This window comes from Actinomyces sp. ZJ308 (genome assembly GCF_011752065.1).
Lineage (GTDB): Bacteria > Actinomycetota > Actinomycetes > Actinomycetales > Actinomycetaceae > Actinomyces.
The window spans coordinates 1-18003 of record NZ_JAAIJY010000009.1; the positions used below are offsets into that span (position 1 = coordinate 1).

12 protein-coding genes are annotated in these 18003 nt (G+C 64.4%); all 12 read right to left on the reverse strand.

Going from position 1 to position 18003, the window contains the following annotated elements; genetic code table 11:
• A partial coding sequence (locus HCR68_RS05635; RefSeq protein ID WP_167147353.1) for an ABC transporter ATP-binding protein occupies positions 1 to 355 on the reverse strand: 355 nt, incomplete at its 3' end.
• 177 nt (positions 356 to 532) lie between these two features.
• Complete coding sequence (locus tag HCR68_RS05640; protein WP_167147356.1) at positions 533 to 1126, reverse strand: 4'-phosphopantetheinyl transferase superfamily protein; 594 nt, start codon at positions 1124 to 1126, stop codon at positions 533 to 535.
• A 247-nt stretch (positions 1127 to 1373) separates the two neighbouring features.
• Positions 1374 to 2129: an alpha/beta fold hydrolase gene (locus HCR68_RS05645; RefSeq protein ID WP_167147359.1), complete on the reverse strand. Its 756-nt coding sequence runs from the start codon at positions 2127 to 2129 to the stop codon at positions 1374 to 1376.
• A gap of 47 nt (positions 2130 to 2176) precedes the next feature.
• Positions 2177 to 2959, reverse strand: a complete 783-nt coding sequence (locus tag HCR68_RS05650) for an ABC transporter permease (protein WP_167147362.1) — start codon at positions 2957 to 2959, stop codon at positions 2177 to 2179.
• On the reverse strand, positions 2952 to 3743 hold the full coding sequence (locus HCR68_RS05655; RefSeq protein WP_167147365.1) for an ABC transporter permease: 792 nt from the start codon (positions 3741 to 3743) through the stop codon (positions 2952 to 2954). Before HCR68_RS05655 ends, HCR68_RS05650 begins: the two co-directional genes overlap by 8 nt.
• 3 nt (positions 3744 to 3746) lie before the next feature.
• The gene (locus HCR68_RS05660) at positions 3747 to 4739 is read right to left on the reverse strand and encodes an ATP-binding cassette domain-containing protein (protein ID WP_167147368.1); all 993 of its coding nucleotides are present in this window, start codon (positions 4737 to 4739) and stop codon (positions 3747 to 3749) included.
• Between the two features lie 278 nt (positions 4740 to 5017).
• A complete protein-coding gene (locus HCR68_RS05665; protein WP_243858955.1) occupies positions 5018 to 6478 on the reverse strand; it encodes an ABC transporter ATP-binding protein in 1461 nt (486 codons plus the stop codon).
• Positions 6479 to 6481: 3 nt separating this feature from the next.
• The gene (locus HCR68_RS05670) at positions 6482 to 7222 is read right to left on the reverse strand and encodes an energy-coupling factor transporter transmembrane component T (protein ID WP_167147371.1); all 741 of its coding nucleotides are present in this window, start codon (positions 7220 to 7222) and stop codon (positions 6482 to 6484) included.
• Entirely contained in the window at positions 7222 to 7851 is a 630-nt protein-coding gene (locus HCR68_RS05675; RefSeq protein WP_167147373.1) for an MptD family putative ECF transporter S component, read from the reverse strand. Before HCR68_RS05675 ends, HCR68_RS05670 begins: the two co-directional genes overlap by 1 nt.
• Positions 7852 to 7992: 141 nt before the next feature.
• Positions 7993 to 15717: a non-ribosomal peptide synthetase gene (locus HCR68_RS05680; protein WP_167147376.1), complete on the reverse strand. Its 7725-nt coding sequence runs from the start codon at positions 15715 to 15717 to the stop codon at positions 7993 to 7995.
• 15 nt (positions 15718 to 15732) lie between these two features.
• On the reverse strand, positions 15733 to 17379 hold the full coding sequence (locus tag HCR68_RS05685) for an AMP-binding protein (RefSeq protein WP_243858956.1): 1647 nt from the start codon (positions 17377 to 17379) through the stop codon (positions 15733 to 15735).
• A gap of 11 nt (positions 17380 to 17390) precedes the next feature.
• Entirely contained in the window at positions 17391 to 17999 is a 609-nt protein-coding gene (locus tag HCR68_RS05690) for a VOC family protein (RefSeq protein ID WP_167147382.1), read from the reverse strand.
• Between the last annotated feature and the right edge of the window lie 4 nt (positions 18000 to 18003).

Genomic DNA, 18003 nt, shown 5'->3' on the forward strand with positions numbered 1-18003 from the left:
TGTTGCGGGTGATGAGCGAGCCCGCCCCGAACTCAGTGATCTCCCGCTCACAGAAACCACTGACCCGCCCGAAGACCTCCCCGCGCAGGTCACGGCCCATGCTCATCGCCGCCCGCGCCGCCAGATACGTCGCCACCACCGCACACACACCCTGACCAGCACTCACCACCAGCATCAACCCACCCATACGCCAGATATAACCGGCATCCCCAGCAGCCACACCCCTATCAATAACATCCGCATTAAGAGTCGGCAGATACAACGACGCCATCACCTGAACAAACTGAAGCACCAGAACACACACCAACAAACCCACATACGGGCGCAGACACCTACGCAGCAGCGCAATAAGCACGTCTCTAAATCTAGCAGATCACGGGCATAATCGGGCTATCAGTGAGATTTTCCACGGTTTAGGTGTATCGGTGTCAGATCCTTTGGTGACAGCCGTCTCGACATCGGCGCATACGTTTTAATATTCAGTCTCCGGCACGAAGGGAAGCGGCCGGCTGCTCAACGCCTCTGGCGCCCATCAAGCGATCGCGTCCACCTCATCAGCCCCGCACCCGCTCAGTCGTTGACGCTCGCGAGCGATCCTTCGTACGGTGCGCGCCACAGCGCCGACGCACCGACTGTCCCTCCAGACAGTCAGATCAACGTCTCCGCAGGACACGCCCCACCGGCACCCGGTCGCCTGAGTGCCGTCCGCATGGCTCAACAACAGCATCGACAGGTCCACTCGACGAAACCCGTCCAGAGTAGCCGCACCGATCTTGACCAAGGCCTCCTTGGCCACCCACAGCCGCAGCAGGTCGATCTCATCGCAGCCTTCTTCACGAATGATTCTCAACTCATTATGACTGCACAGAATATCGCGGACCGCCGCCATATCCTCGGCTCTGGACAGATCCTCAACATCTACGCCCACGCCCCCGGAACGAGCCACCGCGACCGCAACGCTCGACACCGAATGAGAAATACTCAGCTCAATTCCGCACGCAGTCACGGGACGACCCGACGACTCATGACTGATAACAGAGCACGGGCCATCGATTCCCCCAACATGGTCCGCCAGCATAGTCTTGGCAAGACAGTGGGCCAAGAAATGACTGCGACGATCCTCCATCCGCCTCAACTGCGCGATACGATCGGATTCCGATTCTGAGAACCACGCACTGAGAGGCACTCCAGCAGGACTCACAGCCCACCAGCGAGCCTCCGTGCACCCGTCAGCGGAGCGCCATTGCCCTAGCGCCTCACCGTAAGCAACAACCATTCGTCCCACAGATACAGCACCCTCGAAATCACCAGGTGAGCACGACCTCGAAAAAATAGTGTGCCCATCACTCTTTCACAGGCTCCAGGAAAGAGTTTCACTCATCTCCTGAAACAATCTGATCGACACCATCCACCAGCACCTCAAGAAAGCGGGGTCCGCAGTCCACAGGAAAAAAATGACCTCCGGGAACAATCTTGAGCATGAAGGAGGAGGAGGTGAACCGAGACCACTGCTCCATCATCTGCGGCGCCACTGTCAGATCCTCAGAACCAGCAAGAGCGAGGATGGGGCACGTCAGAACCGTCGAAGTGTGACGGAAGGACTCATGCAGCGCGTAGTCGCGGCGCACGCCGGGGAGCAGGGCCTCCATGAGCGCGTCGTCCGCAAGGATGTCGGGAGGAGTGCCACCAGCTCTCACCAGCTCCTCGCGCAGCGCGGCCAGCCCCATGCAGCTGCGGTACTCCCCCTCGATCACCTCCCCGGGAGCCTGGCGCGCGGCGACGACGACAGCTAGTGGAACATGGCGGTGGATCTCCTGAAGATGGGCGGCGCACTGATATGCCAGGGCCGCCCCCATGCTGTGCCCATAGAGCACCACCGGAGCACCGCGCGCTAGTCGACGAATATCATCAGCCAGGTTTCCAGCCAGAAGTGAGAAATCATCAATCCACTGCTCACTCATTCGAGTGGCCTTACCCGGAAGCTCAACCGGAACCACGTCGACCCGAGGATCACGCGCCACCCAATGACGATACACCGAAGCGCTCCCTCCAGCATGGTGGAAGCAGAACAGCAAGCGATCACCGGTGGACTCCATAAAGAATGGAAACGACTTCATATCGAATCCCATTTCCTTCTCCTCTATTCATTTCACCGTCAAGAATCCCGGTGGCCGCCCTAGCGCTGCAGACCGTTCATCCTACGACTGAGGACCAGCACACTGAGCAGGAGCAGTCCGATGAACCAGGATATAAAAACCAGAATATGCCATGCTTGGACCCGCTCAACGACGATGGCGTCGACAAGACGCGAGACCGCCGTGACCGGGGAGACGTCGACAAAAGGACGAAGCGCAGCGGCGTACATGTCCCGCGGCATCATGGCTGTATTGAAGACCGTGAAGGCCATGACAAGAGGAGTGAAGCTGAAAGCGCCTTGCGGGGTCTCCACGACGTAGCCGAGCATGACTCCAAAAGCACCAGCGGCCAAGGCAACAACAGTCAGGCTTGCAATGACCCCCAGGAGGTGCATTACCCCTCCGAAGGACGCACCGCACAGTGCCCCGACGGCCAAGGCCACCAGCATCGAGGCGAAAGCGCGTATCGACTCGGCGAGAATGCGTCCGGAAATTGCTGTGCCACGGGGCCCCGGCAAGGTGGCCAGGCGCTGAGGCAGTCCCTCATGGCGTTCCTGAACGATCGCGCCCGCCGCGGACAGCCCTCCGGTGAAGGCCTGGGATACCGCGACCATGACGGCGACATCGGTCATGTCCATCGGTGTCCCGCTGAACTGCTGGACCATCCCGGAGAACATCAACCTGATGATGGCGACCATGGCTACCGGCACGCCCACGGTATAGACGATTGCGGCCGGTGATCGCATCCAGCGCGTCAGCAGTCTGCCTGCGTGCACCTCGACAGCCCGCAGCCAGCTGACGCGCAGCTCCTCGGTGTCAGTCATTCTGCCTCCGAAACTCTCGAGACACCCACCATGAGCCCAGGATGAGTCCACCGGCCAGCCATGCCAGCGTCTCCCAGCCGGAGCCACCGGGAGAGACGCCCGTCAGCAGGGCACGGTTGGTATCGATCATCGGAGAGAAGGGCATATGGGCGATGATCGGCTCGAGCCAGTCCGGCAGCGTGCTCAGCGGAATGAACGCCGTTGACAGCATGAGCAGCGGCATCTCCAGAGCCTGTATGAGTCCCGCCGTCTGGACCGGATGTCTTGAGCGCAGGGCGATGCCCAGGAAAACCAGTACCAGCACCTCTCCCATCACCAACGCCACGAGGAAGGTCAGGCCGAGCCTCGCCCAGCTCGCCGGTCTTGCACCGCACACGAGCCCCACTCCGATCACAGCGCACAACGAGACGATCGAACGCACCAGGTCCGCGAGCATGCGGCCACCGATGACCACCATGGCGTGAATCGGCATCGCCCGCATCCGTCCCAGGAGTCCGGACTCCACGTCAACGGCCAGCGCCATCGCCGATCCTCCGGCGGCGAACATCGCCGCCTGGAACATGGATGCCGCCATGAGGAACAGGGCGTAGTCGAATCCGGAGCGGTTGGCGGCGTGACCGAAAACGGCCCAGAACGCCAGCATGAACATGCCGGGGATCACCAGCGCCGAGACCAATGAGGCCGAGTTTCGCGATAAACGCACCGAGTTGCGCCAGGTGGCGCCCCATAACGCGGTGAGATTGCTCGGCAGGGCCTCGGCCTCCGGCGTCGAGGAGCGGCTCATGCCTCAGTCCTCCGTGACGGCTTCGAAGGCCGTGCCCATGAAGACCTCATCGAGGGACGGAGGGCTGAGCGAGGCTGACACCACGTCGATCCCGAGGGCCGCCAGTCCCTCCGCCCCTCGGGACAGATCGTGAATCCCGTCGTGCGAGGTGAACAGGACCTCCATGGCATCGACCTGGAAGTCACCGGCTGGACGATCGAGCACCTCCGGAAGAAGGGACTCGGCGCACCGTCTGGCCGTATCGGCCTCATCGAAGCCCAGCCGGCACATCGGTGCGCCGAAACGCCGGCGGAGCTCGCTGGCAGTGCCCTGGGAGACCACCCGTCCCTCGCGCAGCACCACGATGTCGTCTGAGAGCCTCTCGGCCTCATCGAGGTACTGAGTGGTCAGCAGCACCGACACCCCGCGATCGCGCAGGCCGTCGATCACGTCCCACAGTTCGTGGCGGGACAACGGGTCCAGGCCGGTCGTCGGCTCATCGAGGAAGAGCAGGGAGGGCTCGACGATCAACGAGGCGGCGATGTCAAGACGGCGACGCATTCCGCCCGAGTAGTTCGCTACTCGTCGATCACCGACGTCGGCCAGCCGAAAGGTCTCCAAGAGCTCGTCAGCGCGTTCACGGGCCCCGGCCGCGCTCAGTCCGTGCAGGCGACCGAAGAACACCAGGTTCTCCCGGCCGGTCAGCTCCCCGTCCACCGCGGCGAACTGCCCCGTCAGGGAGATGCAGCGTCTCACCGCCGAAGGGTCCGCCACCACATCCGCACCGCACACGGAGATCTCACCCGAGGTCGGGAGCATGAGCGTGGAGGCTATGTTCACCAGTGTCGTCTTACCGGCGCCGTTAGCGCCGAGCAGAGACACGACATGCCCTCGCGGAACCTCGAACGTGAGCCCCTTGAGCACATCCGTCGCCTTGTTGCCTCGTCCGAACGTCTTGCACAGGTCACACACACGCAGTGCTGCCTGATCATGTTCTGCTGTCCGTAGCTGGGACATGAGTGCTCTCCCTCCACGACGCGGCCGTCAACGAGGAACTCGTCATCCACCTCGTCATCCACGAAGCCGTAGGATCATAGAGTTAAGTATGAACGAAGTTCACCTTAACCGACTCTTACCAGCAGCGCCAGATAGTTCCTGACATATGAGACGGTTCGCCGATGACGGACCATGACACAATATGACACGCTAGAAGATCAGCCGTGAATCAAGCCGGCCACGTCACGGCCTGGGCGCCTCGACCCCATTCACAGAGGAGCCCCTTCAGTTCCCCTCCTTCAGGAGTCCCATGATTTCACGGAGCACGTCGGTGTCGCAGTGCTTCGCGATCCCGACCTCCCCCCGCTCGATGAACAGAAGGAAGTCGCAGCACTCCGCGAGGAGCTCGACATCATGGGTGACAACGAAAACGGTCTACCCTGCTGAGTGAGGTCGCCGAGCTCCCTGGCCACCTGTTTCATATGCCTGTAGTCCAGCCCACTGGTAGGCTCATCGAAAACGAGGATCTCTCTGCCGCATACCAGGGCACCTGCTATGGCGACCCGCTGACGCTCGCCGCCGGACAGTGACATCGGATGCCGATCCCGTTTGTCCACCAGGTTCAGCGACGTCAGGACCTCAGTGATCTCAGACTCTCGATCGCTAAGAAAGCTCTCCGAGTCAATGACCAGATCACTGTCGATGCTCTCCCCGAAGAGCTGGTGATTGACGTCCTGCATGACGAGGTACACATGCCTCAGGCGCTCTTTCGGTCTGCTGTAGGAGCGCTCCCCGTGACGGAGAACCCCTTTGGCCTTGGAGTCAAGTCCCGCCAGTGACCGGACAAAGGTCGTCTTACCAGCCCCGTTCTTACCGACAACACCGATGACTCGTCCCTCGGGCAGCGTCAGGCGCTCAATACTCAGGGCCGGGCGAGACATCCCCCGGTAGCGGAAGCTGAAAGACTCCAGAAGCAGCTCCCTGTCACTCGAGCCGCGCGCATCCATCGCCTCCGGGACTGGACGAATGGACCTGAGCCCCAGATCATGCAGGTAGTCGTCCCCGAGCGACCGGAACTCCTCCCCCGTGAGCTCGGCAGCGATGCGTCCGTCCTTCAGATAGATCACCCGATCGACGACGTCGGCAAGATAGTAGAGACGATGCTCGGCGATCAGTATAGTTTTCCCTTGCTCCTTCCAGGTCGATACAGTCCGCCTCAGCTCCTCGATGGCACCGACGTCGAGATTGGCGGACGGCTCATCGAGCAGGAGAACTTGAGGCTCCATCGCCGCTACGGATGCGCAAGCAATTTTCTGCTTCTCACCCCCGGAGAGCTGAATGAGACTCCTTTCCACCAGGTGCCCCATACCGAAGTCACGCTCAACGTCCGCCAGGCGCCTCATAATCTCCTCAGGTTGGATCCCGAGGTTCTCGCAGCCGAATGCGAGCTCACTTCTCACGTCAAGTGTGAAGAACTGAGACTTCGGGTTCTGGAACACCGAGCCAACCGTCTGGGCGATGTCGCTCGCCTCCTGATGGGCGATGCTCTCACCGTTCAGCAGAACATCACCGGACACCTGGGCCTGGAAGAAGTAGCGCGCCACCCCGTTAATCATCCACAGTATGCTCGTTTTGCCGCAGCCGGACTCTCCGCAAAGCAGGACGACTTCACCCCGCTCAACACGCAGGCTGATGTCATCAAGCACCGGAGGTCCATCATTCTCACCATATGCCATCGTCACGTTCTTCAGCTCAAGCATGCATTACCACACCTTTCCGATAAGTACGATCCAGGCACAGGCCACAAGCAACACTATTACTGCACCGTCAATGATCCGGAACTTGATCTCACAGACGCTGGTTCTCTTCCGCTTGGCCCCCAGCGCCCTTGTGACCGCGGACCGCGACAGCTCGTTGCCGATGCTGACCACCGAGACCATCAGCGGAACAAGCCGGTACTCCAGCATCCTGATCGGTTGCCGGATGCCTCCGACGCCTCGCATACGCATGGCGGTCTTGATGTCTCGGTACTCCTCCCCCACGGTCGGGAAGAAGCGGAAGATGATGGCGGTGGGGATGGTGAGCGCGTCCGGGCAGTGAATACGTTGCATCGCCACAAGAAACTCGCTAGCGGTCGTGGTGCGCAATGCGTAAAGCCCGCAAGTCATACCTGGAACAATGATGGATAACGCCCCCAGCCAGGTAAGAGTGATATCGATCAGGGCATTGCTCGCAGGTATGACCCTCCATATGAGCAGAGGCAGGCCGGCAAGAGCTGCGTACGTTATCGCATAGCGCAGGGCCAGTCCATAGATCCTCGAGAGGACGAGCAGGAGGAAGGGCAGGGCGATAAGAAGCCATCTCACCACCATGACGGACCCGGACTCGCCACCGGAGGTGGACAGGAGTACCCAGGAGACGACCACGACGACGAGAAGCTTCGTCCGCGGATCCAGGACCAGCCCACCGGTGAGTCCACCCCGCCCCGGGGACGCCGCACGCATCACACGATTCCCGCGCGCCGGAAGTGCTTGTCGAACACTTTTTTCCCGAGGATGCCACCGAGAAGGGACGTCACGGCAGTCGCACCGACGATGACGGCGTACATCACAAAGCCTCGTTCGCCGATCTCGGTCATCCCCCTGGCCATCCCCTCACTGTATTTTCCCGCCATATCGCTATTCAGGATGTAGCTTCGTGTGGCGAAGAAGAGCGGAATGTAGTTGGCTGTGATGGCAATTGAGGTGAGCATATATGCGATGATGCTGTTCCGCACGCTCTTGTACTGACCGGACCACAGGACGAGCTCGGCAACCACAGCCAGTAGCACGCCAACGATCAAGTGGTACGGACCGAGCGCCATGAGAAGACTGAATGCACCTGAGAGTATCGCCGTGATCAGTAGCATCCCAGGCTTTTTGACCTTGGAGTAGAACAGCATGGTGGGGATGCCGAGAACCAGGCCCTGGAGGGGACTGACCATCACGAACGTCACTGGAGTGATCCCCACGAACGCCACAACGGTTCCTACCAGCGTGATGATGACGAAGAAGATACCTATCGTCATGAAGTCCGTAATATTGAGTTTTTGATACCTCGACGCCTGACTGCGGTCGTCCACCTTGTTTTCCATTTCATCTCCGCTTCAGTAGCTACTGACTGTACTTCTTCATGTCTCACCGACAGGCTCATGCCGGTCTTGCCGGCGTGAGACCTCAACATCAACCGCTTACGTGTCACCACCCCTTTCGATGAGGCCGCCCGTGGGACTCACCTATAGTTCTCCTTCATCCACGTCTCCCCCCACGCTCTTCTCAATGCGCTCCGCCAGAGAACGAATCGTCGGGGCCGTGAAGACGTCTTGTATGGATATCTCCACCGACATCTCCCGCTTGACCGAGTTGACAAGATGAACGGCGGCGAGAGAATCACCTCCGAGCTGGAAGAAGTCATCGTCGATTCCGATCCCTTCTGTGTTCAAGACCTTCATCCAGATCACTATGAGCCGTCGGTCTCTTTCATGACGCGGTTCCGCCGGAGCCCGGTGCTGCTCGGTCCTCTCCGAGTCGAGACGGTCCCTGTCGATCTTCCCGTTCCAGGTTCGTGGAATCTCGCTGCGCACGATGATTCTACGCGGCAGCATATAGTCCGGTAGATGCTCCTCCAGATGGTGCCTTATTGAGGACTCCCCGAGGTCGTCGTCCACCACGGCGTACAGGCTGATACCGTGCGCCGCGGTGGCGACGCAGTCTCGGACTCCCGGAGTGGATCGGGCGACGGACTCGATCTCGCCCAGCTCTATTCGGTAGCCGTTGACTTTGATCTGGCCATCGCTCCGCCCGAGGAAGACGATGTTCCCATCGCGACCATACATGGCATGGTCACCCGTGCGGTAGAGCCGCTCACCGGTGACGGGATGCCGGATGAATGACTGCTCGGTCCTCTCCGGGTCGTTCCAGTACCCCAGAGCCAGTCCGCGGCCGGCGATATAGAGATCACCGGGCACCAGGTCCGGTCGGTTCTCCAGGGAGGAGCTCAGGACATACATCCTCTGGTTCGCCAACGGCCGGCCATAGGGAATGCTCGGACGTCCTGCGTCCTCAGCGTCGATCTCGTACCAGTTGGACCAGATCGACGCCTCGGTCGCGCCGCCGAGTCCGTAGGCGCGGCAGTCCCGGAAGCACCGTTCGATACGCAGCGCGACGTCGACCGGAATCCAGTCTCCGCTCAGAAGCGCCGCCCGGGTGGAGGTGTCGGTGAACCCGTTATCCGTCAGGTGGCTGGTGTACATCGTGAAGAGTGAGGGAACCGAGTTCCACAGCGTGACGCGATGACGCTGCACCAGATCCCACCAGTGCGACGGCTCGCGCTGTTCCTCCGGGGAGGGCATGATGATCGCTCCGCCGCAGGCGAGCATGCCGAAGATGTCGTAGACGGACAGATCGAAGTTCAGCTGGGACAGGGCGAGGATCCGGTCGCGAGGTCCTGCTGCTAGCCGGCGGTTGACGTCTCGAATGGTGTTGACCGCGGATCGGTGGGCGATAGCCACGCCCTTGGGCGTCCCTGTGGTTCCTGAGGTGTAGATGATGTAGGCCGGGCCCTCGCAGTCGCAGGCCCGGGGCCCGGAGGCCACGACGCCGAAAGGATCTGCGGCGCCTGCCTCGCTCTTCTCCTCGAGGTCCGTGCCCGCACGGCCGCCGCCGCGCACGTCGGTAACGGTGATGACGCGGCACCGCCGAGCGATGTCCTCCGGCACACGGTCATCATCAGACAGGACGATGCGCGCTCCGGCATCGGCGATGATCCTGCTGTTGCGCGCAGGTGGCTGAGAAGTGCTCAGAGGAAGATAGGTGCAGCCCGCCTTGAGGACACCGAGGACGGCGCTGACCTGATAGGCCGACTTCTCCATGAGTATCGCGACGACACCATCCGCTGGAGTCGTGGCGGCGATGAGTCGGGCCCACTCATCGGATTCCGCGTCCAGCTCGGCATATGTCACCGTGCGTCGGGGATCGATGACCGCTGGACGATCACCGTCGGCCCGCAGGCTGTTAAGGAACAGGCCGAGCAGAGCCGGGTCCGTGCACCGCTGATCGAGGCCGTCGTCCTCCAGAACCTCGGTGGCGTTGAGCTCGGCGATCGCCTCAGCGTTGAAGGTCGGGCAGACCGTCACCCTCTCATCCTCCGCATCACCCCAGGTGGAGGGCGTGGTCGCCAGCGTGCGCACGGCCTGGGTCAGCGATTGGAACATCTCGGCCACCATCGCGTCGGGGAAGAGCCCTTCGACGGCGTCGAGGTTGAGGACGAGCCCCCCGTCGTCGTCATAGACCTGCAGGTCCATCCACACCTGAGGTGTCTGGGACAGGCCGTAACCGATGGTCCCCAGGTACGGGCCGTCCTCCTGCGGGGAGTGCTCGACGACGCCCAGGCCACAGGTGAAGACGACGGGCATGGTGATCCGGGACCTGCGCTGCCGGTTGAGCATGCGTTCGACCGTGACACCGGAGACATGGCCGTGCTCGAGACCGCCCCACATCCGCTGTTGCAGGGCGCGGGCGCGGTCACGGAAGGACCGTGCGCTGCGGGTGTCCACGCTCAGAATCGACAGGTTCGTGAAGTCCCCCACGATGGAGTCGACCTCGGGCGCGAACCGGACTCGGTCGAACTGCGTCAGGTTGATGCTGAGCGCCGGGCTCTGGCTGTAGAGGGCGAGCATCTCGGCATAGACCTCGGCCAGGAACGCAGCCTCCGTCAGGCCTTCGGCGCGCATCCGCTCCTGGGCGGCCCGCCAGACGGGGGCCTCGATGAGTGCATGGTGCCTGACGAACTCCGAGGCGGCCCCTCCGGGCAGAACGGGCAGCTGCGGCGCCGGGTGGATCTGCTCCAGCAGCTGCTCCCAGTACTGCAGGTCCCGACGGTAGACGTCGCTGTCCCTGAGGCGCAGTGCCGCCTCCACGTAGTCCTTGAAGGAGTAGGCCGGAGGCGCGGCCGCGGTGGACCGGCTGCCCGCCTGCTCGTACAGCTCCTTCCACTCACTCAGCACCTGGAACATGCTCCAGCCGTCGATGAAGGTGTTGTCGAAGCTCAGGAAGAGCCGTACGGCTGTGCTCCCCACCTTCGCGTACCGCACGTCGAAGCACGGCCAGCGTCGGGGATCGAACCGTTGACGCGACATCTCGCCTCTCACCCCGGTCAGGCCCTCCTGCGGGACCTCGGCTATCCGGTAACGCGGTACCTCACGCAGGAAGCGCTGGGTCAGGCCGTCGTCGCAGACGACGGCGCGCAGCATGGGGTGCCGATGGATGAGGGCGTTCCAGGAGTCCTCCAGCCGCTCCGGATCGAGGACGGGCGCGTCCATCTCGAGGTAGCAGTGGCTCGAGACCTCACCCAGCTCGATGGCTCCCGACCCTCCGATGAGGTAGGACTGCTGCACGTCGGTGAGGGGGAAGGGCGCGTACTGGTCCTCACCGTGCACGATCGGCGGCAGCTCGCTCCTGGGGCGGGCCTGGGCCGCCAGCTCATCGATCCGGGCGGCCATGTCGCCGAGCACCGGCACCTCGAAGACGGTGTCCAGGCTGAACTCGATCTCGAAGCGCTCCTCGATCCGGCGTCTGAGCCTGGTAGCCGTCAACGAGTCGCCACCGAGGCGGAAGTAGTCGCTGTCGGTCCTCGCATCCGCCTCCAGCAGGGCGTTCCAGATGTCGATCAGGCCGCTCTCGGTCTCCGTCACCGGCGCCGTCGGAGTACTCCGGTCGTCGCCCGACGGCTCCGGCCGTACCAGGTCCGCGAGCGCCTTCCTGTCCACCTTGCCGTTGGGGGTCAGCGGGAGACGGGAGAGTCTCATGATCGTCCTGGGAAGCATGTAGTCCGGTAACCGGGTGGACAGGGAGGCGATGGCCTGCTCGTAGTCCTGCCGGGGCAGGGGGGTCGCCGGGTCCTCGCCGTTCCTGGAGGCGACCACCAGCACGAGGGAGTCGGTCAGAGGAACCTTCGAGATCCGGGTGTAGCCCGCGCGGTCGAGGGCCGTGTCCCAGCCCTCCGCCGTGAGCAGCATGTCTCCACTGCCTCGACGGGCGTCTCGGTACTCCGGGCTGAGGAAGGCCGCAGTGATGTCGGCCAGTGGTGAGGACGCCGTCGGTTCGACGAGTATCAGCAGCCCCTGGGGGGCGAGCAGCTCCCGCACCTGCCGAAGGGTCGCATCGATGTCGGTGGACTGGTGAAGGGTCTGGTTGCAGATCACCACGTCGACCTGATGGGCGCGGGAGGAGGCTGCGGCGCCGCTGACGGGTCCGTCCTGGTGGTGGAGCAGCATCTGCTCGAAGCGCCCGGCTGCGAACTGCTCCACCCTGTCCAGGTAGTAGCGGGAGTAGTCCGCGATGACGTATGCACGGGGCTCGGCCGCCCGGCGGTAGTCCTCGGTCTGGCTCAGCCGTCGGGCACCGATCTCGAGTATCCGCAGCCCTCCCGCGGACTTGATGCTGATCTCGCGGAGAAGGTCCCGTATCGCCCGGTGCGCGAGGCGGCCCACGGGCCGATCGGACACGAACTCCTCGACGGGCACGAAGTCGGAGGACTGGACGAGCTCGGCTGCCGAGGGCGGTGCCTCGTCGTCGACGCCGTCGATGAATGCCCGGTAGAAGGCAGCGGTGAAGCGCTCCAGATCAGCCAGCTCGGCCGCGGTCGGAGGCACAGCCGTCCCCGTGTCCTGGGCGAGCCACTGCTCCCATCGTCTGCTCAGCACGTCGAGCCGGCTGGGCGCATCGTCCGGCCCGGTGGCCGCGCGGCGATCGGCGAGGCGGCGCAGCCACTGCCGCATGGTCTCCAGGGCGTACGCGTCCTGGAGCGCCTCGTCACGCGCGACGGCCTGACGCGTCGTCTCGTCGAGGAGCAGGGGCGCCAGCACGTCTGCGGCCTCCACCTGTACCGGCTCGGGCCGGACGCGCTGGGGGGCCGGCTCCGGTCCGATCTGCACGAAGGCCACCAGGCGCTGCGAGGCCGGTCCCCCGTGGAGGATGCATACGGCGCGTTGCGCTCCGAGCAGGGTCTCGCAGGCCGCCTCGATCTCACCGAGCTCGATGCGGTGACCGCGCAGCTTGACCTGGGTATCGGAGCGGCCGAGGAACTCCAGGGTGCCGTCGTTCCAGAACCGTCCCAGGTCACCGGTGCGGTACCAGCGGGCGCCCTCGTGGGCGACGAACTTCTCCGCAGTGAGCCGGGGGTCGTCAACGTATCCCTCGGCCACGCCGAGTCCGCCGATCCACAGCTCTCCGACGACGTAGTCCGGGCAGTCCCGTCCGGCGTCGTCGACCACCCGGTACATCTGCCGATCCAGTGCGCGCCCGTAGGGGATGGAGGCCCAGTCGTCGGGAACGTCTTCGACGTCGAGGGCGTTGGACCAGATGGCGGCCTCCGTCGCCCCTCCCATGGCCAGCAGGCGGCAGCCGGGGGCGAGCGTCTTCATGCGTGCGGGCACGGTGAGGTCGATCCAGTCCCCGGACAGCAGGACATGGCGCAGGCCGGCCAGTGCGAGCGGGTCCGCGCCGGCGCTGGCCAGGAGCATCTCGAACAGGGTGGGGACCGAGTTCCACACGGTGATGCGGTGCGACTGCACGGCCTTCAGCCAGAAGTCGGCGTCACGGCGTGCCCGCTCGGGAATCGTCACCAGTGTCCCGCCGGCCGAGAGGACGCCGAAGGCGTCGTAGACCGACAGGTCGAAGTCGAAGGCCGACACGCCCAGGACCGCGTCCCCGGGGCCCAGTCCGATTCTCCTGCTCACCGCCTCGATCGTGTTCCAGACGGCCCCGTGGCTGATCTCAACGCCCTTGGGCGCACCCGTCGTTCCTGATGTGTAGATGACGTAGGCGGAGTCCTGCGGCCTCACATCGGGAAGGCCGATCTCCGCACGACACCTCAGGGCCTCATCGACGGGGATGGCGACGACGCCTGCCCGCCTCCACTGCTCGGGCGAGGCCCCGTCCGTCAGGACGAAGCGCACCCGAGGGGAGGCCAGGATGGAGGCGACCCGTTGCCGAGGCTGGTTCGGGCTGATCGGGACGTAGGCCATGCCGGCCGTCATGACGCCGAGTGCGGCGATGATCTGCTGCGGTCCTCTGGGCAGCGCCACCGCTGCCAGGTCTCCTGGGCCCGCTCCAGCGACCATCAGGGACCGGGCGACTGCTCGCGCACGATCAGCCAGGTCCCGGTACGTTGTCACCTGACCGTCACAGGTGCTGATGGCGGGGGCGTCGGGCAGACGCGCCGCCGTGCTGAAGACGCGTTCAACCAGCGTCGTTCGCGGCGGGCGCCACTGGGCGACGTCGGCGAGCGCTCGGCGACGCTCGGCCACGGATCGGCTCTCGACGGCGTCGGTCAGGTCCAGGCCGGCGGAGATGACCCGCTCGACCTCGCGAACGAGGCGGTCGAACATCTCGTCGAGCAGTCCGGTGGGGAAGATCTGCTCGACGGCGTCCCAGATGAGGGTGAATCCGTCGATGGTGTTGAAGACCTGCATGTCGATCCAGACCTGCGGGGTCTGGGAGATCATGTACCCGATCTCGCCGAAGGCCTCGACGAACTCCTCGTCGACCAGGGGACTGCCGAGGTTGCACGAGAACACCACGGGTGCGAGGACCTGCTCCCCTCGCTGCGTGCGCAGGTCGCGCAGCACCTTGACCGCGGAGTATGCCGAGTGGGAGACGTCCTCGTAGAAGGAGTCCTGGATGGCGCGCAGGTCGTCCGCGAAACGACGCCGTCGGGAGTGATCGACCTGGGTGAGGGTGAGCGTGGTGAAGTCGGCTACGACGTTCTCGATCGCAGGATCGGAGTCCCGGTTGAACAGTGGGACGCTGATGAGGAACCTCCTGTCCTCGCTCCATGCGGCGATCGTGCGCGCGTAGGCCGTCAGCAGGACCATCGCCGGTGTCGTCGCGTGGTTCTCGCACAGGGTCCGCAGGTCCTGCCAGGACTGCCGGTCGAAGGTGTGCCGACGGCGGGTGAATCGAGGGTCGACCACCATCTCGGGGCTCTGGCGCATGGGGAGCCGGGGGGCGCCGGTGAGCTCCTGCAGTCGCGAGCGCCAGTAGCGCCGGTCGTGCTCGACGTCGTCGGCGTCACTGCGAGCCCTGTCCTCGATGTAGGCCGCGAAGCTCCAGGCGGGATCGACGCGGGGAGGCTCACCGGTGAGGTAGTGGTGGGCGAGGTCGCGCAGGATGATCTGGAAGCTCTGCACGTCGCAGACGAGGAGGTCGATGTCGAAGTGGATGATCGCCCTGCCCTGTTCCAGGAGACTCACCTGGAGGCAGCACACCTGGCCGTTGTCGATGTCCAGCAGTCGGTGGGACAGGTTGTCGCGCAGCTCCAGGAGCGCTGCCTGCCTGGCCGGCTCGTCCAGACCGCTCAGGTCGTGGACGGTGACCGCGGCCTCTCGGGGCTCCGGGAGCACGTACTGCTTGCCGTCGCTGGTGTAGCAGGCCCGGAGCATGGGGTGGGCCCGGAGTACCGTCTCCCAGCTGGCCTCCAGCCGCGAGACGTCGAGGGACCCGGCCTTGATCTCGACGTACCCGTGGCAACCGACGCCGCCCAGCTGCTGGCGCCGGCCGCGGCCGATCCAGTAGGCGTACTGGACGTCCGTCATATCGAATGGCTCGGCGTCTCGGCCCCGGGTGGGCGCATCCTGCGATGCCGGGTCGGTCCGAGCGCCCGACGGTTCTGACAGCGCACCGGTCGATGAGGGAGCGCTGGGATCATTGGGATCGGCGGGGGAAGTGGGAGCGGCGTCGAAGAGCATGTCGGCCCACTGAGCAACGGTCGGGCGGCGCATGAAGGAGCCGAAGGACACACGGTATCCCCGCTTGATCCACCCTGCGAGCAGACGCATGGTCGGCAGGGACTCCAGCCCCAGCGCCAGGAGGTTGTCGGTGTCCTTCAGCACGGCCTCGGGGCCGATGATCGTCGAGAGCGCCGTCAGAAGCTGTTCACGGATCTCGTCCTTGGTGAGCACCTGCTCTGTCCTTTCTCAGTCTGTGTGATCGGCGCAGCGCGTCGAGATCAGCTCGCGAAGGGCCTTCTTGTCGGCCTTACCGATATTGGTTCGGGGAATCGACTCGACGACGACCACCTCGTCGGGCGCCTTGTAGCGGGCGACTCCCCGCTGGAGGAGCCTCTCCAGGACGGTCCTGCGCTCGAGGCCGACCGTGTCGGTCACGACTGCCGCCACCGTCCTCTCCCCCAGCTCCGCATCCGGTACGCCGAAGACGACCGCCTCCCGGATCTCCTCGAGCTGCTCCAGCAGCTGCTCGACCTCCTGGGGCGAGACGTTCTCCCCCAGCCGGTTGATCTGTTCGACGACGCGCCCGCAGATGACGAGGTTGCCCTTCTCATCGAGGTATCCCCAGTCACCGGTCCTGAAGAAGCCGTCCTCGGTGAAGCAGTCGTCCGAGGCGTGCGAGCCCTGGTAGCCCAGGAAGGTGTAGGGGCCCTTCTCGATGATCTCGCCGGCGGCTCCCGCGGGGAGGCAGTGCCCCTGCGGGTCGACGATCCGCAGCTCGTCCCCCGAGGAGATCGGTGTTCCCTGCGTGTTCAGTGCCACCGGTAAGGGGTCATCGAGCGACGTGAATGTCGTGATGCCCTCACCCAGCCCGTAGCCCTGCTGGATCGTCACGCCCGTCTTCGCGATGATCTCCTGCCCCACAGACTCGTCGAACCTGGCCGCGCCCACAAGGATCTGTCGCAGGGAGGAGGTATCGGCCGGGTACCAGTCCCACGCCTCGTTCCATACCTCGGCAATCGCCGGAACGATGGCCGTCATGGTTACTGCGTTGGCCTCCACGGCGGCGAAGGCCTCGTCGAATGCCGCGGTGTGGCACATGACGACTGTTCCACCGTGAAGGAGGGTTCCCAGGATGCCGGGGTTGGCCAGCGGGAAGTCGTGCGAGGTGGAGAGCACCGCCATATAGACGCTGTGGGGGCCGACGCCGCATCGCCGTGCGGCGGCCCTCGCGTTGTAGGCATAGGCCTCATGCACTCGCGGGATGATCTTCGGGTTGTTCGTGGTGCCGCCGGAGAGCAGGTTGAGCGCCACGTCCCGGTAGTGCGGAGGGTTCGACGGGGGCGTCGTGTCCCCGGCGGACTGAGCGCAGTCAGCGGACTCGCACTGCAGTGGGTCGGGCAGACGGTACCGAGGTACGTCGTCGTGGCGCTCGGGCCCGGAGTCGGCGTAGATCATCCCGATTCCCAGGGGCCCGGGACCCATCTGCTCCACCATCTCGACGCAGTCGAAACCGAGCTGGTCCCGTCCACCGATGTAGGCGACGGGATGGAGCTCGTGGGCCAGCGAGGCCACCTCGCTGCGACGGTGCGAGGGCAGCAGCAGCGTGGGCACGACGCCGATGCGCATGAGCGCGAACAGCGTCACCACGTAGGCCGCGCTGTTGGGCAGCTGCATCAGCACCTGATCGCCCTTCGCCAGTCCCCTGGCCGAGAAGCCCCGCCCATAGGCCTCGATGGCCCGGTCGAGCTGGCCGTAGGTGAGCGTGGCGTCCGCGGCGACGACGGCCCGCGCGCCCGGCCGGCGCAGGCACACCTCGCGCAGCTCCTCGTCAAGGGTCTTCCTGGCGAGGTAGCCCTCCGACTCGTACTCGGCGAGAACCCGGTCGCGTGCCATCCGTCCTCCCATCACGCGAACCTCACCGAGATGTCTCCTGCGCCGAGGCGGTAGCTGAGGCGGTCCTCGGCCCCGGATCGGCGGCAGATGTCCACGGCGGCGGCGCTCCCCTCGAAGACGATCCGCTCGATCCGCGTGATCCCGTTGGGGTGGGCCGAGTCTCGGTGCGTGTCGACGGCGAATGGCGTGACGAACATCGGCACGCTCCAGTCGTCCGGCACGAGGCAGAGGCACGACAGCCGTCGGCCGTGCACATCCTTTCGGGAGATCGTCGGGGTGAGCGTTCTCAGACCGTGATCGCGGCAGATGCTCGCCAGCCCGGTGAACTCCTCCCGTTCCACCTCCAAGACGATTCGGCTGTATCCCTCGCGCTGCTGCGCAACGGAGTCCGAGTCCGCCACCATGCGGTGGTGACCGAGCATCCTGAGGTACGCGCGGGCAAGACGGGGCATGCGCACACCGGAGATGATCTCCAGGTACGGTCCCGTGGAGAAGTAGATCACCGCGTTCCTGGGACTCCTCGCCTGTCCGTACTCGACATCGAAGCCCTCCTGTCGGAAACGCGAGACGGCCTGCGCAAGATCATCGGCCTTGTAGATGACGTGTCCGACTCTGGTCACCGCC